The organism is Gemmatimonadota bacterium (genome assembly GCA_016719105.1).
Taxonomy (GTDB): domain Bacteria; phylum Gemmatimonadota; class Gemmatimonadetes; order Gemmatimonadales; family Gemmatimonadaceae; genus SCN-70-22.
Genome location: JADKAQ010000022.1, coordinates 93301 through 116071 on the forward strand (window position 1 = coordinate 93301; position 22771 = coordinate 116071).

The window sequence follows — 22771 nt, forward strand, 5'->3', positions numbered from 1 at the left end:
TCCCGCAGCGACGCGGTGCGTCGATGAAACGGCGACGCGCTGGGGTCACCGGAACGCCGCGGCATGCGCCGCGCGTCCGGTGCGCGGTGCCGGCGACGATCGCCACCTTGCTCCTGACGGTCTCCGGTTGTGCGGAACCGCACGTCACGCTGGCGCCACCTGTGGAGGCGGAGGCCGCCAACTGGCCGACCCTCGTCCTCCCGCGCGCCGGCGCACTCCGGCCTGCCGCGCCGCCTGCCGAGGGTTCGACGCAGGCGGCTCGGGAACTCGATGAGATCGTCGCGCTGCAACGCAGCGTGACGGCGGTGAGCGATTCGGTCCTTCGCCTGCATGAGGGTGACCCGACGAGCCTGTGGACCCGCACCGCGGTCGACCTCTTGGGCGTCTACTGGACCATCCTCCCCGACGTGCGCATCGCCACCCCGGCGCGCTCGGCGCGGCTGATGGCGCTGCTGCATGCCGCGACGTACGACGCGGTGCTCGCGACGTGGGATGCCAAGTGGGCCTATCGGCGGCGTTCCCCAGCCGAGGCCAGTGATCGTGTGCGGTTGCGCGTGTCGGATGGGGGTGTCCCCAGTTATCCGAGCGAGCACGCCGCGGTGGCGGCCGCGGCGCGCGCCGTGCTGGCCGCGAACGCCCTCCCTGGTGACACGGCGCGGCTGCGGGCGCTGATGCGCGAGGCGGGTGAGGCGCGCATCGCCGCCGGTGCGGCCTATCGCAGCGACGTGGAGGCGGGCTACGCGTTAGGCGAGGCGGTGGCGCGCCGCGTGTTGCAACGTGCCGCGTCCGACGGCGCCGACCGGGTGTGGGATGGCGTGATGCCCACCGGGGCGTACGTCTGGCAGCCGACGCCGGCGCGGCGCGTGAAGGTCCCGTTCGACGCCCTTGCCGGGACGTGGCAGACCTGGGTGATCCCGTCGGGGAGCGCCTATCGCCCGTCGCCGTATCCGCCCCCCGGGAGCGCGGGGTGGCAGGCGTCGCTCGACGAGCTGCGCCGGCTTGCGGCTGGCGGGAGGACGGTGGCCCAGATGGATCGCGCCCGTTTCTGGGCCACCGAGGCGCCGACGGCGCGATGGGACCTCTTTGTGGAGGAGGAGTTGGCCCGGCGCCGCTGGAGCCTCCCGCGCGCGGCGCGTGCGCGCGTGTGGGTGAGCATCGCGATGTACGACGCTTTCGTCGCCTGCTGGGACGCCAAGTTCCACTACTGGCTCGCCCGTCCCATCACGGTCGACCCGACGATGAACACCATTTTCTCGACGCCCCCCTTCCCGTCGTATCCCTCCGGTCACTCGACCATCTCCACGTCGGCCGCGCAGGTGATGACGGCGCTCTTTCCCGACAAGGCGAAGCTGTGGGACGACTACGCCGTGGAGGCCTCCAACTCGCGTGTGTGGGCGGGGGTGCACTATCGCTTCGACATCGAGGCGGGCGACACATTGGGGACCAAGGTGGGGAAGGCGGTGGTCGCGCGGATGAACGCCGACGGGGTCCGGTAGTTCGTCGGACGTCTTCGCGCGACGAATCGGTCGCGCAATCGTCCCGCGGTGCGAGGGCCGCGCCCACGTCACCGCGCAGGCGAACGCGACCAGTATCACCAAACGGCCTTTCGCTTCATCACGGTCTTTGGCGGCCCGATGCGGCATGATTCACGATCGCTGGAGCTCCATGGCCGCCCCTGGGCCACCTCCCCCCCCGTGAATCGCCGGAGACCCCGATGCTCTCACCCGTATCTCGTGCCGTCCTCGCTGCTGCGCTCCTCGCGACGGGCGCCTGCCAGCGCAGCGACGCGCCAACGGCGACCGCAGTGTCGGACCACGGTAGCGCACCCACATCGGATCACACCGGCCATTCGGTGGTCGCCCCCGCCAGCGGCAACAGCTCCGCCATGGGGACCTGGCGCCCGGGACGATTCGACAGCTGCACGGCCGCCGTCCACGACCAGTTCGCCGTCACGGGGCCCGACGGCAAGCGCTATCCCACCTGGCATCCCCCGGTGGATCCGGCCACCGGCTGCACGTTCGGCCACGAGCACGGGCGCGATCCGCGGGGGTCGAAGCTGTACGCGCTGGTCGGGGCCGTCCCCTTTGGCGTGGCCAACGAAGCGCTGCTGTCCTGGCAGCCTGGCGCCATGCGTCACGAGGACCACGTGGGGCACAAGATCGAGTGGGAGAACGACGTCCAGCTGCACTACTCGGTCAATGGCGCGCGCGTCCCGTTTGGCGTGACGTGCGACTGGATGGCCAAGCTTCACCAGGGGACGCACTCGCCCGATGCGCTGGTGAACAACACGCACGAGATCTTCTACGCCGTGCGTTGCAGTGACGGCACCTTCCTGCAGGCGACGGTGCTGTCGCGGATCGATCGCGTCGCGCGCTTCGAGCGCGGCTGCGCCAAGGGGACGTTCGTGAAGACCGACCTGACGCCGATGCCGGGGCAGCTCAACGGACGCGGCACGCGCCTCATCCCCGACCGCACCTGCGCCGACAAGTACCTCCTCGTCCCCGCGGGACGTTGGTCGTCCTACAGCGCGCTGTACGAGGACTGGGTCACCTCCAACTACCTGCGCGACGCGAGCGGGCGACAGATCGCCTACTTCGACCCGCACTTCGCCGTCTTCAACCCGGCGCGCTACCACGATCCGCGCGTCGCCTCGCGCCTGAGCTACGCGCTGGACCTGTGCTACGAACGCATCGGGAGCGGGAGCACGCAGCGACGGACGCGCGGCGGCGAGTGCGACTGGGGGACCAACTACGGGCAGTTGAAGCTGACGTGGGACGACCCACGCTCGCCGTTCAATGGCTCGCATCGCGAGACCTACTTCAACCAGACGACGATCAACAACGCCGGCGGTCCGGCGACCTGGTACACCGATCCCTTCGGCGGCAATGCCTCGCGCACGCCCTTCACCGGCTCCATCGCACAACGCGTCGCCAGCCTCGACAACACACGCCCCTATCCGCTGGAGTCACAGGCGGTCGGTGCCAACCGGCCGTACGGCGGGCAGGGGGTCCACGCACCAAACTGAGCGCCTCGGTCCACGAGCCACTCGGCACGGCGACTCGGCGCCCTCCCCGCTGTCGGGAGGGCGTTGTCGTGTCCGCGATCTTCCGCATACGCCGGGGCGTCGCGGTAGCTATCGTGGAGGATCGTCCCGGCGCCGCACGGCGCCTCCAACCCCGAAATGCGTGGAGCATCCCTCGTGTCTCGCGATCGCCTGACGTTTGCCCGTGTCGTCCCGTTGGCAGCGCTCCTGACGGCCACCCTGCTGGCGCCGTCCAGGGAGCTGCCGGCGCAACCCCCCGCCGCGGCGCCGTCCGCCGAGGCGGTCAAGGCCGCCTACTCCAAGCGCGAAGTGAAGATCAGGGTGCGCGATGGCGTGACACTCTTCACCTCGATCTACGTCCCGCGCGATACCACGCGCCGCTATCCGGTGCTGCTCTCGCGCACCCCGTACTCGGTGGCCCCGTACGGCGCCGACGCCTATCGCCCCGCGCTCGGCCCCTCGGGGAATCCTCGTTATGCGGCTGACGGCTACATCTTCGTCTACCAGGACGTGCGCGGGCGCCACTTCTCCGAGGGGGTCTTTCGCGACATGACCCCGGCGCTCGAACGGCACGAGAAGCCGACCGACGTCGACGAGGGGACCGACACGTGGGACACGCTGGAGTGGCTCGCGGCCAACCTGCCGACCAATGGCAAGGTCGGGATCTACGGCACCTCATACCCCGGCTTCTACGCCTCGGCGAGCTGCCTGTCGCGCCACCCGACGCTCGTCGCCTGTTCGCCGCAGGCGCCGATGACCGACATCGGGATGGGGGACGACAACTTCCACGGCGGCGCCTTTCTCCTTCCGCACAACTTCGGCTTCTACACCTTCTTCGGTCGCGGGCCACGCACCGAGCCGGGCTACGACAAGCGCTACCCGTTCGACATGGGGATGCGCGACGCCTACAAGTTCTACCTCGAGATGGGGCCGGTGGGGCCGGCCGCTCGCCGGTACATGCAGCCCGCCGGTTCGGCGGCGATGTTCGACAGCATCCTCGCCCACCCCGCCTACGACTATTACTGGAAGGCGCGCAACCTGCGCCCGCACCTCAAGGACGTGAAGGCGGCGGTGCTCACGGTCGGCGGCTTCTACGACACCGAGGACCTGCATGGTCCGTGGTGGGTGTACGAGTCGATCGCCAAGCAGTCGCCGGCGACGAAGAACGGGCTCGTGGTGGGGCCCTGGTCGCACGGCGGGTGGAGCCGCGGCGACGGCAACGTGTTAGGCAGCCTGCGCTGGAAGTATAAGACCGGGCCCTTCTATCGCGACTCGGTGGAGTATCCCTTCTTCGCCCATCACCTCGCCGGTGCCCCCGACCCGTCGCTGCCTAACGTGCTGGTCTTCCGCACCGGCGCCGATCGCTGGGATCGCTACGACCGGTGGCCGGCGCCGGCCGCCAAGCCGGTCGCGCTCTACCTCCATCCCGACGGCAAGCTCGCCTTCGCCCCGCCACCGCGCGGGAGCGGCTTCGATGAGTACGTGAGCGATCCGGCGAAGCCCGTCCCGGTGGTCGACCGCATCGAGCCGCAGGGGATGCCGCGCGACTACATCACCGCCGACCAGCGGCACGCGTCGCGCCGTCCTGACGTCCTCACCTACCAGACCGAGATCCTCACCGAGGACGTGACGCTCACCGGCCCCGTCTCGCCGGTGCTGCACGTCAGCACCACGGGCACCGACGCCGACTTCATCGTCAAGCTCATCGACGTCTTCCCCGATTCGGCGGCCAACTGGGCCGAGGACAACAGCGGCTTCATGGTGGGCGGCTACCAACAGTTGGTGCGCGGTGAGCCGATGCGCATGCGCTACCGCCGTTCGTGGGAGAAGCCTTCGGCGATGGTCCCGGGGCGCCCCGACTCGGTGCGCTTCGAGATGCCCTCGATCCACCACACCTTCCGGAAGGGGCACCGCATCATGGTCCAGGTGCAGAGCTCCTGGTTCCCGCACATCGATCGCAATCCGCAGAAGTTCGTGCCAAACATCTTCGAAGCGAAGCCGGGGGATTTCGTGAAGGCGACGATGCGGGTGTATCACCATGCGCTCAAGGCCACGCGCGTGGAGCTGCGCCGGCTGGATCCCTAGCGGTCGGACACGCGGCCGTTGCCGCCGGGCGGCGCGTCAGCGCGAGCGTTCGACCGCCCGGCGCAGGGAATCGAGCTTCGTGAGCACTTGGGGCGGCAGCAGCAGGTCATCGCTGATGGCCGCCTCTTCTTCTGCCCCGCGCCACTGCGCTTCGAGCGCGGCCAACTCTCCCGCCAGGAGCGCGCGCTCCGTCTCCTCGTGCGCCGCCATCTCCAGCGCCAGCTTCACCTCCGAGGGGAGGGCGGTCAGGTCCCCCGAATCGCCAAAGGTCTGCTGCGCCGTGAAGCGTGCGCGATGCCGTGCCAGGAATGACGGGAGCCCCTCGGTCCCCCCGGCTTCACCGATGAGGTCGATCGCCCCGCGAATGCGCGGCGTCGGCGCCCCCGCGCGGTTGAGGCGCGGGACACAATGCGAGAGGTGGTCGCGTGCGGAGGGCCCCACGAGGCGTACCGTCCCGATCGCGACCGACTTGTTCATGCCGCGCGCCCACCATCCTTCGGATGGTTTGTCATCGTCGGTGAGTCGGCTGGTGTACGGCACCTCCAGCCCCCACCCCCCGTCCTCTTCGGAGGCGCTGACCAAGCGTGGATTCCCGATCGGGAGGACTCGCCCGCCCGCCGGGTCGTCGAGCGGACGCTCGCGCGTGAGCGCCGACGAGGTGCGCAGCACGTTCACCAGGTTGGCCACATGGATGACGGGGAGGAACGCCGTCACCGAGGCTCCGAGCGCGACGGCCCCCGCCGCCAGCGCGCCCACCGCCGCCACCCCTCCCACGCCTAACGCGATCACCTTCGCCCGACGACGTCCGAACTGGTCGCCGTATCGCCAGGCCGCAAACTCGCGCGGGATTGGGCGGCCGATGCGTACCAGCTCCGTGCCGTCACGCAGCTTCGCCAATCCCACCTGGTCGGTACTCGCCCGCAGTCGCGTCTCGCGAAAGGCGCGCTCGCACGACTCGATCGCCTCCCAGCGCTGCTCGATGGGGGCGAGGTTCCATCGCTCGCAGCGGCGACACACCGCCCACAACCGCCCCTTCGATGCATCGAAGGCGAGGCGTCGCCCGACGGGCATCTCCTCGATGCTGTCGTTCGCGGGGAAGGGGGTGGCGCACCAGGCGCAGGAGGTCAGCATGCTGGAATCGGGTGAACGACGTCGCTCACCCGCAAACTACACAGGAGCCGCCGCCGATCCCTCCGTCCCACGTATCCGCCGCTCCATCACGACGAACAGCAGCAGGCACGCCGCCCCGATCCCGAACTCCACGAGCAACATCCCGTTGGTGGCCCATCGGTCGTGTGCCCACCCATCCACGCGCAGCATCGCCAGCCCGAACATCGTGTTCATGGCGAAGAAGACGTTGATCTTGGTCGCCGCCGCGCGTTCGCCGATCACGCCGAGGACCATCCCCGTCAGCGTCGTGGAGCAGAGCCCGAGCGCGAAGGTATAGGTCAGCGTCGAGGCGGCGTAGCCCAACGTGTTGCGCGGCGAGACGAGGAGGAGCAAGGCGGCCAACGCCGATATGGTGCACGCCACGGCGTACGCGCGCGCGCTCGGCAGGCGGGACGCGAGCACTCCGCCGACCATGCACCCGGTGACGATGGCAATCCCGCCACCGATGCCGAGGACGAACGAGACGACATCGGCCGACGCGTTCCACTCCGGCCCCAGCGATCCGAACAGGAACTGCGCCGATCCCGTCCCGATGGGCAGTATCGCCAGCAGCAACCCAATGCGTCCCGCACGACTGCGCAGCACGGCGCGCAACTCGCGCCACGCGTCCGACGCGCGGTCGGCGACGCGTGCCCCGCGCGGGAGGCCCGCCGGCTCCTGCAGCCCGCGCAGTGCCAACGAGCAGGCCACGAGGAGGAGCGCAAGCACCGCCCCTGCCATCCACGGTTCCGGGAGGTGCTTCGTCAGCCACAACCCGAGCCCGCCCCCTGCGGTCTGCCCGAACTGGTTTCCGCTCTGGAACCACCCGCTCGCCCGGCCGCGCCCTCCCGGCCCGGCGTTAAACGCCATCAACCCCTCCGTGGCGAAGGCGACGAAGGTCGCGGCGAAGTTGCCCGTGAGCACGAGCACCGAGAGGAGTGGCACGTTCGACTCGCGCATCGGCGTCGCGGTGAGGGCGACGATGACGAGCGACATGACCCCGATGGCGATGCGATACCAGGCCTTCCGCGACAGGGAGTAATCGGCCAGCGGCGCCCAGATGAACTTGAAGGCGTGGGCAAAGAAGGCCGACCCCACCATCGCCGCCGCCGCCGAGACGGGGAGTCCGGCGCGCGATGAGAGGTATCCCAGCGCGACGCTGGGATACCCGATCATCAGCCCCATGGGGAAGTACAGGGCGGCGTAGCGCCAGGGGTGGGGAGCCTCGTGCACCTCAGCGTTCCACGCCTAACGCCTTGGCCCTCGTCCGGGCGAGGGTCCACCGCCCCATCGTGGTGACGTACTGCCGGCGTGCGGCGGCGGCCGCCGCCACCTGCACCGCCGTCGGTGCCACCTCGGCCCCTTGCATCCCCATTGCGGCCGCCTGCAACGCGTTGCTCACCGCCTCCAGCGTGGGCGTGGCCGTCGCCGCGCCGCGCCGGCGGAAGCCTCCGATGCGCATGCGATTCAGCCCCGTGGGGGCCAACGCTTCCAGCTCCCCCTTCACAGACTCGGCGTCGGCGCCGGTGAGCGCGGCGACCTTCGCACCCAGCGCCTTGGCCTCGTTGAACGCCCGGTGCGCGGCCACGGCTCCCTCGTACATCTCCACGCTCAGCGCATTGAGCTGCGCCAGGGCTACCGGGGCGATCTTCACGCGCGGATCGAGCTTGACCTCGATGGGTTGCGACTGCGACGTCCCGTTGACCGTGAGGCGCGCGGTGTACGTGCCGGGCGGAACCCACGGCACGTTGTAGTTGGGGTACGTGCGCCCGGGGACGGCTCCCGTCGCTTCTTCATCACCGGCCGGAATCAGGTCCTGCGGCGACACGGGGTCAAAGCGCAGGTCCCAGCTGAAGCGATGCATCCCCGCCTTGGTCGAGATGATGTACTGCGGTGCGGGCCAATACAGCGGGAGCCCGCAGTACGCGGCGGTGGGGTTCTTCTGGCAGACCTTGTCGTAGGCCGCCATGTCCTTCCCCGGATCGGGGTCGAAGACCGGCTCGGTGCTGGAGTAGCTGCGGACGACCTTCCCCTTGGCGTTGAGGATCTCGAGCATCACGGGTCCGCTGGCGTCGCTGGCCAGGTAGTAGTCGATGAGCCCCCCCGGGGGCGGATTCTCCCCCGATGGCATCTCCGGGGGCCATGGCGTGGGCTCGTTGGTGCCGAAGCGCACGCGCACGGCGGGGGCCGGCTTGAAGAGGTACGGCTTGCCTGACGAGAGCGCCGAGCGCGCCGCCGCCGCCTGCCGGAGCGGCGTCACGTTGTCGAGGATCCAGAAGCCGCGCCCGTGCGTTCCGGCGATGAGGTCGGCGCAGTGGCACGTCGAGTCGTCCTTGACCTGGAGGTCGCGCACCGAGATGGGGGGCATCCCGTTCTTGAGCGTCTGCCAGTGGTCGCCGTCGTCGAACGAGACCCATACCTGCAGGTCGGTCGCGGCGTAGAGCAGCCCCTTCTGCCGCGGATCTTCGCGAATGGCGTTGGCGACCGCGCCGCCCGCAATCCCCGTGTTGATCTCGGTCCACGTCTTCCCGCCGTCGTGCGTGCGGAAGAAGTGCGGGTTGATGTCGTCTAGGCGCAACGTGTTGGCCGCCGCGTACGCCGTGAGGTTGTCGAAGTGCCCCGCCTCGATGTTGAAGATTCGCGTCCACGGCTTGATCGACGGCGGTGTCACGTTGTTCCACGTGGTCCCGCCATTGGTTGTCACCTGGATGTGTCCGTCGTCGGTGCCAGCCCACAGGATCGACAGCGAACGCGGCGACGGTGAGAGCGCGGTGATGCTCCCCATCGGCGCCGGCTTCACGGTGGCGGCGTACTTCCCGGCGTTGGCCGGAACGTCCCACGTCTGGCGGGTGAGGTCGGGGGAGACGCGCGTCCAACTGTGCGCCTTGTCGGTGCTCTTCCAGACGACGTTGGAGACGTAGTACAGCGTCTGGTTGTCCACGGGCGAGAAGTGCAGCGGCATGGTACGCACGTTGCGATTCATCGCTCCGCCGCCGGGGAGCGTCCCGGACGCGTCGGGTCCCACCTGCGTGGTTTGCGCGGTGCGGCGATCATAGCGAGAGACGCCGGAGCGCTGGCTCCCGAAGACGATATCGGGGTTCTTCGGATCGGGGGCCGCCATCCCGTACTCCTGGATGTTGACCGGATGCCAGTCGTGGAAGGTGATGCGCCCATCGTCCGAGCGGCTCTGCACGCACGCCGACCCCGAGTCCTGCTGCCCGCTGCAGACGCGATACGGGAAGGCATTGTCGGTGGTGACGTGGTACATCGCGGCCGTGTTCTGGTTGTACCAGTTGCTCCATGACGCGCCGCGATTGGCGGAAACCACGGCGCCCTGGTCCGCGACGGCGACGATGATCTTCGGGTCGTTGGGGTTGATCCAGATGCGCTGGTAGTCGTCGCCGCCAGGTGCACCGCGTACCGCCGACCACGTCAACCCGCCGTCCATGGTGCGCCACATGACCACCGAGGCACTGTAGACGACCTTCGGGTCCTTGGGATCGATCGCCAGCGTGGGAAGGTCGCCCCCCCCGATGCGTGCCAGCGGGCGCATGTCCTGCTTGCCGTTAGGCGTTTCCTTGTTGGCGCCGAGGACGGGCTGGAACCAGTGCGCGCCGCCATCGGTCGACTTGTAGAAGCCGATGGCCCCCGTGCCGGGCGCCACCACGGCGTACAGCGTCCCGGGCTCGCTGGGGGCGATGGCGATATTGGCCTGCAGGATCGGCGGGAGCCCGTCGGAGAGCTGCGTCCAGGTCGTGCCGCCGTCGGTCGACTTGAAGATCCCCATTCCCGCGTTGCCGAACCCCTGCCCTTCTATGAAGCTCTGCTGCTGCTGCCAGAGGGTGGCGTAGATGGTGTTGGGGTCGCTCGGGTCGATGAGCACCTCATTGGCGCTCGTGTACTCGTCCTTGTAGAGGACTTTCTCGAACGTGCGCCCGCCGTCGGTCGAGCGAAAGACGCCGCGCTCGGGGTTGGGGCCGTACGGGTGACCGAGCACGGCGACGAAGAGGCGGTTCTCGTTGCGCGGGTCGACGGCGATGGCGGCGATCATCTGGCTTTCGCGCAGCCCCAGATGCGTCCACGTCTTGCCGGCGTCGGTCGACTTGTACATCCCGTCGCCGATGGCCAGGTCGGGGCGGATGATCCCCGCACCGCTTCCGACATAGATCGTATTGGGATTGGTCGGTGCGACGGCGATGGCGCCGATCGAGCCGGTGGGTTGGTCGTCGAAGATCGGGACCCAGTTGGCGCCGTAGTCGGTCGACCGCCACACGCCGCCGTTGTCGAAGCCGGCGTAGAAGGTGTTGGGGAGCGAGGCGACGCCCGAGACCGCGCGCGCGCGTCCGGCGCGGGTGGGGCCGATCTCGCGCCAGCGCATCTCGGGGAAGGAGAGGTCCTGGGCGGTGAGCGGGGCCGCAGGCGCAACGACGGCGAGGAGCGCGGCGAGTGCGAGCGGAGACCGCACGACGGCGGCGCGAAGGAGGGAAGGGCGCATGGCGGGGACGGGTAAGGCGAAGGGGACGTGAGCCCCGAACATGCATCCCGGCCGTCGGCTGCGACAGGACGATTCCCCCGACGCCGCCCTCGCCCCCCGAAAAGAAGCGACAAATGCGCGAACGGTCGCCCCCCCGGGAGGGGCGACCGTCCGGCAGGGCCTAACGAGCGGCGACGCGCAGCTTCCCCGCTTCCCGGCCGAGCGACCAGCGCCCGTCGGCGACCTTGGGCGTGGTGCCGTCGGCCTGCTTGTCGAGGACGAGGGTGAGGACGCCGTCGGGCGTCTCGCCCTGGAGCACGAGATCGGACTCGATGACCGCGACCGTGAGCGGGCGCTGGATCGACTCGCCCTGCAGGACCGTGGAGGCCACGAGCGTCCCGGCCGAGTCGGTGACCGTGACCGTCATCGGGAAGTTGATCGCCTTGCGCGTTCCCTTGAAGTCGTACGTAGCGACGACCCGCTGCGAACGGTTGGTGATCACGCGGCTCTGCTGCGCGGCGGCGGTCGTGGCGGACAGCCCGATGGCGGCGACAGCGGCGATGGCGGAGAGGATGATGCGGCGGCTCATGGCAAGGCTCCTGCGAATGTATGTGGAAAACGAATCGAGTCGTATCCGGGCCTACGCGGTGGGGCACTGCGGGGTTTCACGACCCCCGAGGCGCACGCACGCGGTCGGTGTCCGTGCTGAAGGCACGGGACAGGAACTCGTGGCGCGCAACCGCGTGTGACCGGGACGCTCGCGTGACGCATCATGCGACGCATCACCCGGCGCACCATGCGATGCACCGTGATTTCGATACTAGAGACGCGCTGCGCCACCAGCAAGTTGTCATGACAGAAAGCCGCCTGACGAGTGGTACAACGGCGCGCGTTGTGAATCTTGTCAATCTCCCGTGAGCGTCCAGTAAAGGAATGGGTCAATTGTCCCAGGCAGCCCGGGGGCCCAATCGCGCCCCCGTGACCGATGGGGCACCCGCGCGTCACGGCACGCACGCAGGTGCGCGTGTGCAGGTGCGCGTGTGCAGGTGCGTGTGTGCAGGTGCGTGTGTGCAGGTGTGCGGTCGCGCGTGCTCGGCAGGACCTAACGGAAAACAGCTGCAGCAGAGCGATCCGGCAAGTCCACGCGCGGCAAGCCCGGCGTGACGTTGCCCGGCGTGACGTCGCCCGGCGTGACGTCGCCCGGCGGCACGTGTCCGGCCAGTTCCTCCCGAACCCATACGCCGCCCTGCGCAGCTTCCCCGCCATTCCCGACATCGGCCCCGCACACGGCGCGCCGGCACGTGGCGTACCCGCGCGGCACACCCTGCCGGCGCCCCGGACACCTTCCGCTCGACGCCGACGTTGGCTACAAGCATGCGTGCCGTTCGTGGCTCGTGATCGCACCACGCGTCCTCGCCTTCCGCTCGTGTCTCCCCGCTCGCTGCTCACCCTCTGTTGTGCCGGGCTCCCCGCCATCGCGCTGAGCCTCGGCCAGGCGCGCCCGAGCGCCACGCCATTCACGCGTGCGGAACCCGCGCACGCCGCGCCGCCGACGCGCACGGACCCCTTCACCCCGCCCGCGTCCTCTCGCGCCCCAGCGCCTACCGCCCGCGCGGCGCAGGACCGCCTCGTCACCATCCGCGTCCTCGCCGATGCCGACGGGTCGCCGTTGGCCAACGCCGAGGTCATCGATCGGGGGACCGGGGCGCGCGCCCTCACGCGTGAGAACGGGGAGGCGCGCGTGCGACTCCCGCTGCAGGGCGAACTCCTGCTGCGCGTGCGCCAGCTGGGCTACGCGTATCTCGATCTGACGCTCGAGTGGGCGACGCTCCCGGGCGGCGGGGAGGAGCCGGTGGTCGTGCGCCTCGCGCGCATCCCCTTTGCCCTCCCCTCGGTCTCCACCACCGCCGCACGCGATTGCCCCCCGATCGACGACAACGTGAAGCCGCTCGCCTTGTGGGCGCTCGACCAGCTGCGCGAGGGGGCGGAGCGCTACGAGACCTTTCGCCAGGCCTATCCGTTCCGCGTCGAGATCGAACGGAACACCGTCAGGCGCAATCGCATGGGACAGGTGACGCGCGCCAATCGCTCACGCGAACGCGGCGACTCGGAACGCTGGGGCGATCGCTACACCCCGGGTGCAGTCGTCGCCCTTCATCCCCTGGGCTTCAGCGTTCCCATCCTCTTCGTGGCCACCCTTGGCGACCCCGCGTTCTGGGATCATCACTGCATCACCACCGCACGGGTGGAGGGGAGCGATTCGCTGCGGCAGGTGCGGCTCCGCTTTGCCCCCAGCCCGTCGGCCAAGGGGTCCGACTGGGGAGGTGACGCCCTGATGGACTCGTCCACGAGCCTGCTGCGACGCATCGAGTTCCACCTTCGGATCAACCAGAAGGACGGGCCGCGACGGTTCGAGGGGTACACCACCTTCCGTTCGCCGTCGTCGCTCATCGTCGTCCCGGAAAGCACCTTCGCAATGTGGTGGCGCGCCGAGCCCGACGCGGGGGCCGAATGGGGGCTCCCCGACGTCGTGCAGTTGGTGCGCTCGCTGGAGATCGAGTACCGGAAGTCGCGGCCGCCGCGCTGACGCGGGCGAACGCCCACGGAGCTGACCCGACGGGCGCCGACCGGCTCTCGCACGACGCGTCGCAACGCGCCGACCACGCAGCGTCCCTCCGGAGCGGTCGACGAGCTGCCGCAGGCGCCTAGTGCGGCGTTCCGCCGTTCTGCTTGCGCAGCCACTGCAGCTGCTCGCCCAGTGAGAGACCATCCATTGGGACTTCGACCTCGCGCCCCTCGCGCGACAGGAAGTCGAGCAGGAACTCGCGCGCGCGGGCGTTGGCGAGGACCAGGACTCGCTCGACACCGGTGAGGTGCGGGGTGAGCTGTTCGATCACGAGCCTGGCCCATTCCCGTCGCGCCGCCGACTCCTTGCGGCTGATCCCCTTGGCGGTGGGGGTGATGACGGTCTCGGGATCGAGCAGTCCATGCTCCGCCGAGAGCAGGAACCAGATGTCGGCCTCGCGCTCGGCAAAGGTGCACAGTTCCTTGAACAGCGGCGATTCGAAGACATCGCGCGCCCGCGCCGGCTGTGGGCGCATGGGTCCCGTGCATGAAACGACGGCCAGGCGGCGCCCGGACGTGCCGTCGCGCGAGCGGCCACTTGGCGGGCCGGCGCCCTGCGCGCCGTCCACGCTGGCGCTCTCGCTCGCCCGGCCGTTGGCCGCGCCGTGCGAGGGCGTCGAATGTCCGAGGAGATCGTCGTTATGCAAGCGTCGCTACCGTCGGACGGTGTGAGAAGATTGTGTGACCCTACGAAATTGCAGCAGGCGGTGGTGATCTGTACAGTCCCGATGTCACCAGTGGCCGGTGATATCGCGTCGCCTCACCGAGCGCTCGAGATGAACGCTGCATGACGCGGGTGACACGGATCGAGGGACCCGCTGCATGCGGCTGCAACGTCTCGTGACAACATCGGCCAATCGAACCCGGGATCTTGCGATCGCAACACCGCAACACGCGGTGTAACCGGATGCCTCCCAATGCACGTTCCACGCCGCCCCGACAAGTGACGGGCGACGCGCGTCATGTCGGGCGTGCGCGACCGGGCCTGGGAATCCCGCACGACGCACCGATGATCAATGCCGCTGACGGTCGTCCCGGGTCCCGTGGGGTGCCGCGCGTCACCCAAGGGCGAGGCACTCGGCACGTTGGAGGTCGGTTGCGGGATTGCGGGAGGTTCCGGCTTGCCCCCGTTGAGTGGCCTGCGGTACACTTGCCCCGCGCAGGTCAGCACGCCGTCACGCCCCCGACATCGTCCGCAGGAGGACCGTAGGCATGTACACGACCATCGACAGCTTCCTGGCGAACTGGGCCTACGAGGCCGAGACCACCCAGAAGATCCTCGACACGCTCACCGACGCCTCGTTAGGGACGTCCGCCGTCCCCGACGGGCGCACCATCGGTCGCCTGGCCTGGCACATTGCCCAGACCATTCCCGAGATGATGGGTCATACGGGGTTGCAGGTGGCGGGGCCCGGCGAACGCGAGGCCGTTCCGGCTCAGGCTGCCGACATCGCCAGCGGCTATCGCACCGCCGCCGCGGCGCTCCCGGAGCAACTCCGCGCGCAGTGGAATGACGCGAGTCTGCAGCAGATGGACAACATGTACGGGGAGCAGTGGTCGCGCGCCATGACGTTGCAGGCGCTGGTGGCGCATCAGATCCATCATCGTGGTCAGCTCACCGTCCTCATGCGTATTGCCGGCCTCCCCGTCCATGGCGTGTACGGCCCGGCGAAGGAGGACTGGGCCAAGATGGGGATGGAGCCGCCACCGATCTGACGCTCCTGCGTCGCGTCAACGGGGCGCCCGTTCGGCGGCCCCGGCCGTGAGCGGGTCGCCTAACGCAGCGGCCGTGCAGCGCTGGTGCGCTCGACGAAGACGACACCGTCGAACTCCAGCGGCATCACCGCGCGGATCTCGAATCCGTAGTCGTACGCCGCGTAGCCGATGTGGCGAATGGGGCGCGGTTGCCAGAGCCAGCTGCCACGCTGGTCGTGCTCCGGGACACGCACGTCGGCCACGAGCCCGACGCTCCCCCGCGCGCGGGGGAGCGTCGCCAGCAACGCCTCGACGCTCCCCGGCGGCGCCGGATAGGCAGCGGCGGCAATCATCTCATGGTCGGCGAGGCCGCGCGTGGCCCGGTACGCACCGGCGCGCGTGAGAAACGAAAAGGCGCGATAGTCGTAGCCATAGGTGCGCTTGAGGTGCGCGCCCATCTGCGCCCCGGCATTGAACGAGCGGCGGCGATCGCCACCATGGCTCACGTGCACGTCGTGCGCCCAGACCACCGCGCGTGACGTGGGGTAGAGGGTGCGCATCGCCCAGTCGAGGTTGGCCGCCATGAGCGAGTCGCGGTCCGGGGAGTTGAGCGATCGGTTGAGCGACGCGGCCTGCCGCAGGAGGTCGGCCGAATGCACGGCCCACTCCACCGCGATGGTGTCGCGATGCGAGCGCGCGACCGACAGCCATCCCGCGCGCCGTGCCGATGCCTCCTGCCACAGCGAGTCCGCAGCGGCGAGCCACGCCGCGCGCGCCGAGTCTGGGGCGTTAGGCATCACGAACGACGGCTGTGCGCGGTAGGCGCTCGTGAGTGCACGCACGCGTCCCTCCCATGCCGGCGCCACGCGGCGGGCGAACGCGTCCAGCGAGTCGCCCGGGGTCCAATGGTCCTGCATGTCGTATCCGATGAAGCGCACGCGGCGCTGAGGATTCGCGTCGTTGTGGGCGCGCATCCACTCCACCAGTCCCAGCATCTCCTCCGTATTCCAGACTCGGAACAGGACCCGCATGGCATCGCGCGCCGTGCCGGGTCCCCCCAGCACGAAGGCGTTGAGCGTCTCGACCGCCAGTTGGTTGGCCTCGATGGCAAAGACGTCGAAGCCCATGTCACGCGCGAGGTGCGCCAGGAGTCGATGCTTGGCGACAAAGAACTCTCGCGTCCCGTGTGTCGACTCACCAAGCCCGACGAGCCGCGCGTTGCCCACGATTCGGGAGACGAGCGCAAGATCGGGGTCGAGCGCGGCGACCCGGCGCCCGGCGTGGCGGTCCCTGGAGATGGGGCTGAGCGTGGAGATCGGGGCCGTGCGCCGCGCCAACCAGGCGCGCTGCGCAGCGGTGACCGCGGCGGTGTGGCCTGGCAGCTCGGTGATCCGGAGGCCGTCGAGATCGAGGGTGATGGCGTCGAACCAGGCGGTCCCGCTCCCGCGTACCCCAACCATGAGGACGATCGAGTGGATCGTCGCGTCGTCGGGGACACGCACGGCGAGGTCGAACGATCGCCAACCCGAGTCGACGGCCGCGTCGTGCAGCACCATGGAGTCGCCGGCCGGAACGACGCGATCACCCCACGCCTCGAGATGCACCGAGGCCGCTCCGCGCAGCCCTTGCGCGCGCACACTCCCACGCAGTCGCAACGCCCGGCCGCGCGTGACCTCGGCGGGGAGCTGCAACATCAGCATGCGGGGTGGCGCCAGCGCGCCCGTGTCGGCCGCCACCACCCGCAGGCTGAAGCGCCCTTCCGCGCGGACCGTCGAGTCGAGCGTGAAGCTCGCCGGAGCGCCCGGGGCGAACGCCGACCAACCTAACGACCACCCCCACGGGCGATCGGCGTAGGCGACGCTGGGTCGGTCGAAGCCGAGGTTGAGGGGTTGCTGGGCGTGCGCCACCGTGCCACGCACGCCCACGAGGGGAGCGATGGCCAGCGCGGCGTAGGCGAAACAGCGAATCCGTGCGGCGAGTCGGGGAGGCGGCATGACGTGCCGGATTGGACAGCGTGTCGACAGAAATCGTTGCGCGGAGCGCGACCTGCGACGCAGCACCCCCATCGGGTGCTCGGTGCGGTCGCGCCCGGGCACGGGTTCACGGGTTCGGCACGACCTTGCCTCCACTCATCCGCGCGCGCTCGCTCGCCACGTACGACTCCACCTCACGCAGCAGCGCCTGTGCGTCGAAGATCTCGCCGGCCTTGATGGTCCAGGCCACGCCGCCGCTCTTCCACTGCTCGTCGCGGGGGACGAGGCCGTAGACGCCGTAACCGCGGCCGTACATCACCTTGAAGTTCTCGATCGGGTTGCCATTGATCACGGCGAGGTCGGCGGCGCAGCCCACGCGAATGCCGCAGAGCGTCTCCATGCCTAACGCCTTGGTAGCGTTGGTGGTGGCCACGCGAATGACGTCGATGGGGTGCAGCCCCGACTCCTGCAGCAGCTCCAGTTCGCGGATGAGGGCGATCCCGCCGATGCCGGGCTCGTCGCTCCCGGCGGTGAGGAGCCCGCCGCGTGCGTGATACTCGCGGATCCACTTCATCCAGATGGTGAAGTTCTTCTTCCAGTTGATCTCGTCGGCGGTCGACCACTCGCGCTTGAAGGCACCGTGGATGGACGAATCCGGGCCGGCGGCGACTTCACTTGGGTGCACGAGCGTCTCGCGCACCGGCATCCCCAGCTTGCGCCAGATGTCGCGGTTGTCCTCGTACGTGGCCATCGTCGGGTCCCAGTTGGTCCCGTTCTTGATCATCTGGTCGATGACCTTGGAGATCCGTTCGGGTTCCTTGTCGGCCTCGGCCCACAGGTTGCCGGCAAAGCGGAAGCGATCGAGCTCGTCCCAGTAGTTGTAGTCGGCGGGGAAGTTCTGCGACCCCTTGAGCGCGGCATCGGGGATCCCGTACCAGTGCTCGATGGAGCGCACGCCGGCGTTGGAGGCGACGAGGGCATCGCTCTCCGACACCTTGAGGTCCACCATGGTGGGGAGTCCGAGCTTCTTCCCCTCATCGACCGCGGCCTCCATGACGTCGGGGTAGTGTCCCGGGCTCTTGGAGATCTTGATGCAGTCGGCGCCTAACGTCTTGAATTCCCGCACCATCGCCCGGGCCTTGTCGGGGGTGTTGCCGATGTCCCAGCGGCGCAGCGGGAGCGGCCATCGCTGGCAGAGGACGAGGCGTGGGGCCACCATGGCGTGGGCGGCGCTCTGCGCGCGGTGGTCGGCCATCAGCTTGAGCCCGCCCCCGGTGCCGGCGTCGCGCACCGTGGTGATCCCGTGCCCGAGGTACAGGCGATATGCGTAGGCGAGCCCCTGCGGCCCCAGGTCCGAACGGAGGGGAGGGAGGTGCGCATGCATCTCCACGAGCCCGGGAATGACGTACTTCCCTTTGGCGTCGATGACCACGTCGCCGGTGGGGCGCTGGTAGTTGGGGCCATAGCCGGCGGCGTTGACCGCGTCCTGGAGCACGACGTCGGTGATGATGCCGTTCTCGATGATGATGTCGACGGGCCCTTCCGGGGGCATTCCGCGGTTGGTCCCCGGCGACCCGCGCCCGCTCACGATCGTCGCGTTGCGGATGACGACCCGGTTGCCGCGCACGCCGCGGGTGGTGCCGAGTGGGAGGGTGCCCGGTCCGTTGTTGGGGACGAGGATGTTCTCGCGCCCCTGTGCCAGCGCGGGGGCGACGGCCATCGCGGTGGCGATCGTTGCAGCGGCGATGGCGGTGGCCCAGGTCATCGACCGCGGCGTCATCGGCGACGCGAGTGGAGCCTTGGCAACGAGCGAACGGGGGTGCGACATGAGAGCACGAGTCCGGAGGAGTGGTGGCGCGACCGCTCCATCCTACGTCTGATCGCCGCCCCGCGCACGTCCTCCATCCCTCTGCACCTTCACGGCGCGACGGTGCGGGGGTGCCGAGCGCTCCCGCGTGGCGGGCAGCCTGTGACCGCACGAGTACCCCATATGGCCCCCCGCCCGTCCCCATCGTCGCTCGCGTGCTCGCGAGGGCTGCGGCACGTGACAAACTCCTGCGTGGTGGCATTCGCCGGGTGCCCGCTGCCTAACGTCGACACTCGGAAGACCATCGCATCGGGCGCTGAAGCCCGGTCCGCCGCCAGCGCGCGGCTTGGGTTCTCCTCCGTGAACCCCCGTGTCCCCTCCGTGAACCTCCGTGTCAGGCTTTCAGACAGCAAGACACGGAGGTTCACGGAGGTATCACGGGGGTTACCGTGTGCGGGGCCGGGGGAGTGCGCGCGGGTGGCATTACGCATCGGGAAGACGGGCGGTATTGTCTTGGGCTTCTGACACCTCACTGGAACTGCGCCATGCGATCGTTCGCCCGCCACGCCTCGCTCGCCCTCGTGGCGACCCTCGCCGCCTCGCCCTCGTTCGCCCAGCAGCCCGCGACGTGGGACGTCACGCAGCCGCGCGGCACGACCCGCGAGATCGACTTCACCACCACCGAAGGGACTTGGATGTCGGTCGACGTCTCGCCCGATGGCCAGTGGCTCGTCTTCGATCTGCTCGGCCACATCTATCGAATGCCGGCCAGCGGCGGTGAGGCGGTCGCCCTGACGCAAGCGAGCGGGATCGCCATCAATACGCACCCGCGCATCTCTCCCGACGGAAAGCTCATCGCCTTCATCAGCGACCGGCGGGGACAGAACAACCTGTGGGTGATGAACGCCGACGGGAGCAACCCGCGCCCCATCTTCACCGACCTGTACGTGCGTGCCGTGACCCCCGCGTGGAGCGCCGACGGCGACTACATCGTCGTGCAGCGCAGCCAGCTGCCTAACGCTGGCGCCCCGGGTGGCGGCGGGATCTGGATGTACCACAAGGACGGCGGCGCCGGCGTCGAACTCCTCCCCGGGAGCAAGCAGCCGGCGTCGTGGCCCTCGCTCTCGCGCGACGGGAAGTACCTCTACTTCCAGGTCACCAACCAGGGTTCCCAGCTCGCGGGTTACGGTGGGCGCGGCGACTTCCTCTCCGGCTCGGCGCAGGTCCGCCGGATGGAGATCCGCACGGGTGACATCTCGGCGGTCTCCTATGGCGAGCAGCAACAGCAGGTGCAGGCCTCGTCGGGCGGCATGGGGGCGCCAGAAGTCTCGCCCGACGGCAAGTGGCTCGCCTTCGTGCGCCGCATCCCCGACGGCACCATCTCCTGGAAGGGGCACACCTTTGGCCCGCGCTCGGCGCTCTGGTTGCGCAACCTCGAGACCGGGCACGAGCGCCTCGTCATGGATCCGGTCGAGCAGGACATCTTCGAGGGGGGCAAGGTGCTGCGTCCCTTCCCCGGGTACTCCTGGAGCCGGGACGGCAAGGCGATCTACCTCACGCAGGGCGGAAAGCTCCGCCGGCTCGACGTGGCCAGTGGTGTCGTCACCACGATTCCATTCACGGCGCGCGTGAAGCGGACGATCTCGCAGCTCGCCAACTTCCAGGTGCAGGACACGAGCGCGTCCTTCCCCGTGCGTTTCACGCGGTGGGCCAGCGCATCGCCCGATGGCAAGCGTCTCGCCTTCCAGGCCGTGGGGCGCGTCTGGGTCATGGACCTGCCACAGGGGACGCCCAAGCGTGTGACCACCGACGCGTTCACCCCGTTCGAGTATGCCCCGGCGTGGAGCCCCGATGGCCAGTGGCTCGCCTTCACCAGCTGGGACGATACGGTGAGCGCGCACCTGTGGAAGGTGCGTGCGGCTGGCGGGACTCCCGAGCGACTCACGCGTGAGGCGGGGGAGTATATCCATCCGTCGTGGAGCGCCGACGGCCGCGAGATCGTGCTGGCGCGCGGGGCAGGAGAATCGCGGCACGGGCGTGGCGTCGTCTGGAACCAGTACTGGGACGTGGTGCGCGTCAGCAGTGCCGGCGTTGCGTCTGGCGGGGAGGCGCAGTTCGTCACCCGCGTGACCAACAATGGCGACGCGAGCGCGGGGAGCGCCTTCAACTCCATCCGCAACCAGATCGTTCGTCCGGCGTACGGCCCCGATGGACGGATCTTCTACCTGCAGCTGTTCAGTACCGGGCCCAGCACCGAGAGCACGCTGTACTCGGTCCGCCCCGATGGCAGCGACCGGCGCGCGCATGTGTCGTTTCCGCTGGCCGACGAAGCCATGGTCAGCCCCGACGGCAAGTGGCTCGCCTTCCAGGAGAGCGATAACGTCTGGGTCACGCCGTTTGTCGCGGGGGGGAGCGGCGGCACCCCCATTCGCATCGATCGCAACCGTCCCAAGCTCCCCGCCACCCGCCTGACGAGCACCGGTGGTCTCTTCCCGACGTGGCGCAACGACTCCACGCTCGACTACGGCAGCGCGGACCGCTTCTTCTCGTATCGCCCGGCCTCGAAGCGCGCCGACACCACGCGCATCGCCCTCAACATCCCGAAGGACGTTCCCGCGGGGACGGTCGCCTTCACCAACGCCCGACTGGTGACGCTCAACAAGCGCGCCGTGGTGAACGGGACGCTGGTCGTGCGCGGCAACCGCATCGCCTGCGTGGGGCGCTGCAGCGTCCCGGCCGGCGCGCGTGTCTTCAACGCCAGCGGCAAGACGATCATCCCCGGCTTCATCGACGTGCACGCGCACAACTATCGCGAGCATCGCGGGATCATCCCCCAGCACAACTACGAGGGCTCGATCTTCCTCTCGTACGGGATCACCTCCACGATGGACCCGTCGATGTGGTCGCAGAACCTCTTTCCCACCGCGGAGATGGTCGAGGCGGGGACGATCGTCGGCTCACGCGTCTTCACCACCGGCGATCCGCTCTACGCCGGCGACGGCTCGCGCCAGGAGAACTTCGCCACGCCGGAACTCGCCGAGGCGGGGATCGTGAAGCTCAAGCAGTGGGGGGCGGTCTCGCTCAAGCAGTACCAGCAGCCGCGCCGCGACCAGCGCCAGTGGGTCATGGAAGCGGCGCGCAAGCACCAGATCCAGGTGACCTCGGAGAACGGTGACCTGGAGTACACGTTAGGCATGATCATGGACGGGCACACCGGCTTCGAGCACCCCCTCTCGTACACGCCGCTCTACTCCGACGTGACGACGTTCTTCGGGAAGGCGCAGGCGACCTACTCCCCCACCTTCATGGTCGGCGGCCCCGGCCCGTGGAACGAGGAGTACTGGTACCAGGAGAGCGAGACGTGGAAGGACGCCAAGACGCGTCGCTGGATGCCGTGGGTCCAGTACATCCCGCAGGGACGTCGCGTGATGAAGCGCCCCGCGACCGACTATTCCTACGCCTGGATTGCGCAGGGGATGGCCGACATGATTGCGGCTGGTGGCTTTGGCGCCATCGGCGCGCACGGGCAGCACAACGGCCTCGGCTCGCACTGGGAGGTGTGGATGGCCGCCGCCGCGACCGGGAACATGGGGGCGCTGGAAGTCGCCTCGCTGCACGGCGCACGCTTCATCGGCCGTGAGCGGGACCTCGGGTCGCTCGAGGTGGGCAAGCTCGCCGACTTCATGATCCTCAACCGCAACCCGCTGGAGAACATCCGCGCCACCACCGACATCCAGTACGTGGTGAAGGGCGGGGTGGTCTACGACGACGACACGCTCGACGAGCTCTGGCCGCGCGCACGAAAGTACGGGCCGATGTACTGGTTGCAGCCCGATGCGCTGAAGGGGGGCACCGTGCCGCTGGAGCGGAAGTAGCGAGCCGCGGGCGAGCGATTCGGACAGCTGCACGCGGACGTCGAC

13 protein-coding genes are annotated in these 22771 nt (G+C 69.3%); 6 read left to right on the forward strand and 7 right to left on the reverse strand.

Annotated elements, in window-relative coordinates:
* The first annotated feature begins 23 nt into the window (after positions 1 to 23).
* The 3 genes from IPN47_20155 (at position 24) to IPN47_20165 (ending at position 5128) form a co-directional block, all read left to right on the forward strand.
* Entirely contained in the window at positions 24 to 1496 is a 1473-nt protein-coding gene (locus IPN47_20155; GenBank protein ID MBK9410314.1) for a phosphatase PAP2 family protein, read from the forward strand.
* 218 nt (positions 1497 to 1714) lie between these two features.
* Positions 1715 to 3025, forward strand: coding sequence for a hypothetical protein (locus IPN47_20160; protein ID MBK9410315.1), 1311 nt, complete (start codon positions 1715 to 1717; stop codon positions 3023 to 3025).
* A gap of 156 nt (positions 3026 to 3181) precedes the next feature.
* On the forward strand, positions 3182 to 5128 hold the full coding sequence (locus IPN47_20165) for a CocE/NonD family hydrolase (protein ID MBK9410316.1): 1947 nt from the start codon (positions 3182 to 3184) through the stop codon (positions 5126 to 5128).
* 36 nt (positions 5129 to 5164) lie between these two features.
* Here the strand turns inward: IPN47_20165 and IPN47_20170 are convergent, their stop codons facing one another.
* The 4 genes from IPN47_20170 to IPN47_20185 all read right to left on the reverse strand — a co-directional run bounded on the left by IPN47_20170 (position 5165) and on the right by IPN47_20185 (position 11340).
* Positions 5165 to 6259, reverse strand: a complete 1095-nt coding sequence (locus IPN47_20170; protein MBK9410317.1) for a hypothetical protein — start codon at positions 6257 to 6259, stop codon at positions 5165 to 5167.
* 36 nt (positions 6260 to 6295) lie between these two features.
* A complete protein-coding gene (locus tag IPN47_20175) occupies positions 6296 to 7510 on the reverse strand; it encodes an MFS transporter (GenBank protein ID MBK9410318.1) in 1215 nt (404 codons plus the stop codon).
* 1 nt (position 7511) lies between these two features.
* The gene (locus IPN47_20180) at positions 7512 to 10655 is read right to left on the reverse strand and encodes a glycoside hydrolase (GenBank protein MBK9410319.1); all 3144 of its coding nucleotides are present in this window, start codon (positions 10653 to 10655) and stop codon (positions 7512 to 7514) included.
* A gap of 277 nt (positions 10656 to 10932) precedes the next feature.
* On the reverse strand, positions 10933 to 11340 hold the full coding sequence (locus IPN47_20185) for a hypothetical protein (protein MBK9410320.1): 408 nt from the start codon (positions 11338 to 11340) through the stop codon (positions 10933 to 10935).
* An 837-nt stretch (positions 11341 to 12177) separates the two neighbouring features.
* Here IPN47_20185 and IPN47_20190 point away from each other — a divergent pair.
* Positions 12178 to 13338, forward strand: a complete 1161-nt coding sequence (locus tag IPN47_20190) for a carboxypeptidase regulatory-like domain-containing protein (GenBank protein MBK9410321.1) — start codon at positions 12178 to 12180, stop codon at positions 13336 to 13338.
* A gap of 118 nt (positions 13339 to 13456) precedes the next feature.
* On the opposite strand, the gene IPN47_20195 is transcribed toward IPN47_20190, so the two are convergent.
* Positions 13457 to 13852, reverse strand: coding sequence for a hypothetical protein (locus tag IPN47_20195; GenBank protein ID MBK9410322.1), 396 nt, complete (start codon positions 13850 to 13852; stop codon positions 13457 to 13459).
* 736 nt (positions 13853 to 14588) lie between these two features.
* On the opposite strand from IPN47_20195, the gene IPN47_20200 reads away from it, so the two are divergent.
* Complete coding sequence (locus IPN47_20200; protein MBK9410323.1) at positions 14589 to 15092, forward strand: hypothetical protein; 504 nt, start codon at positions 14589 to 14591, stop codon at positions 15090 to 15092.
* A 59-nt stretch (positions 15093 to 15151) separates the two neighbouring features.
* Here the strand turns inward: IPN47_20200 and IPN47_20205 are convergent, their stop codons facing one another.
* Together IPN47_20205 and IPN47_20210 are read right to left on the reverse strand one after the other, a co-directional pair.
* Positions 15152 to 17065, reverse strand: a complete 1914-nt coding sequence (locus IPN47_20205) for an erythromycin esterase family protein (GenBank protein ID MBK9410324.1) — start codon at positions 17063 to 17065, stop codon at positions 15152 to 15154.
* A gap of 106 nt (positions 17066 to 17171) precedes the next feature.
* Positions 17172 to 18872, reverse strand: coding sequence for an amidohydrolase family protein (locus IPN47_20210; GenBank protein MBK9410325.1), 1701 nt, complete (start codon positions 18870 to 18872; stop codon positions 17172 to 17174).
* 524 nt (positions 18873 to 19396) lie between these two features.
* Here IPN47_20210 and IPN47_20215 point away from each other — a divergent pair.
* A complete protein-coding gene (locus tag IPN47_20215; GenBank protein MBK9410326.1) occupies positions 19397 to 22726 on the forward strand; it encodes a PD40 domain-containing protein in 3330 nt (1109 codons plus the stop codon).
* The last annotated feature ends 45 nt before the right edge of the window (positions 22727 to 22771 follow it).

Bases quoted from the DNA above. Each gene is read 5' to 3' on its own strand.
- IPN47_20155 (MBK9410314.1), top strand. From the start codon at position 24: ATGAAACGGCGACGCGCTGGGGTCACCGGAACGCCGCGGCATGCGCCG.
- IPN47_20160 (MBK9410315.1), top strand. From the start codon at position 1,715: ATGCTCTCACCCGTATCTCGTGCCGTCCTCGCTGCTGCGCTCCTCGCG.
- IPN47_20165 (MBK9410316.1), top strand. From the start codon at position 3,182: ATGCGTGGAGCATCCCTCGTGTCTCGCGATCGCCTGACGTTTGCCCGT.
- IPN47_20170 (MBK9410317.1), bottom strand. From the start codon at position 6,259: ATGCTGACCTCCTGCGCCTGGTGCGCCACCCCCTTCCCCGCGAACGAC.
- IPN47_20180 (MBK9410319.1), bottom strand. From the start codon at position 10,655: ATGCGCTGGCGCGAGATCGGCCCCACCCGCGCCGGACGCGCGCGCGCG.
- IPN47_20185 (MBK9410320.1), bottom strand. From the start codon at position 11,340: ATGAGCCGCCGCATCATCCTCTCCGCCATCGCCGCTGTCGCCGCCATC.
- IPN47_20195 (MBK9410322.1), bottom strand. From the start codon at position 13,852: ATGCGCCCACAGCCGGCGCGGGCGCGCGATGTCTTCGAATCGCCGCTG.
- IPN47_20200 (MBK9410323.1), top strand. From the start codon at position 14,589: ATGTACACGACCATCGACAGCTTCCTGGCGAACTGGGCCTACGAGGCC.
- IPN47_20205 (MBK9410324.1), bottom strand. From the start codon at position 17,065: ATGCCGCCTCCCCGACTCGCCGCACGGATTCGCTGTTTCGCCTACGCC.
- IPN47_20210 (MBK9410325.1), bottom strand. From the start codon at position 18,872: ATGTCGCACCCCCGTTCGCTCGTTGCCAAGGCTCCACTCGCGTCGCCG.
- IPN47_20215 (MBK9410326.1), top strand. From the start codon at position 19,397: ATGCGATCGTTCGCCCGCCACGCCTCGCTCGCCCTCGTGGCGACCCTC.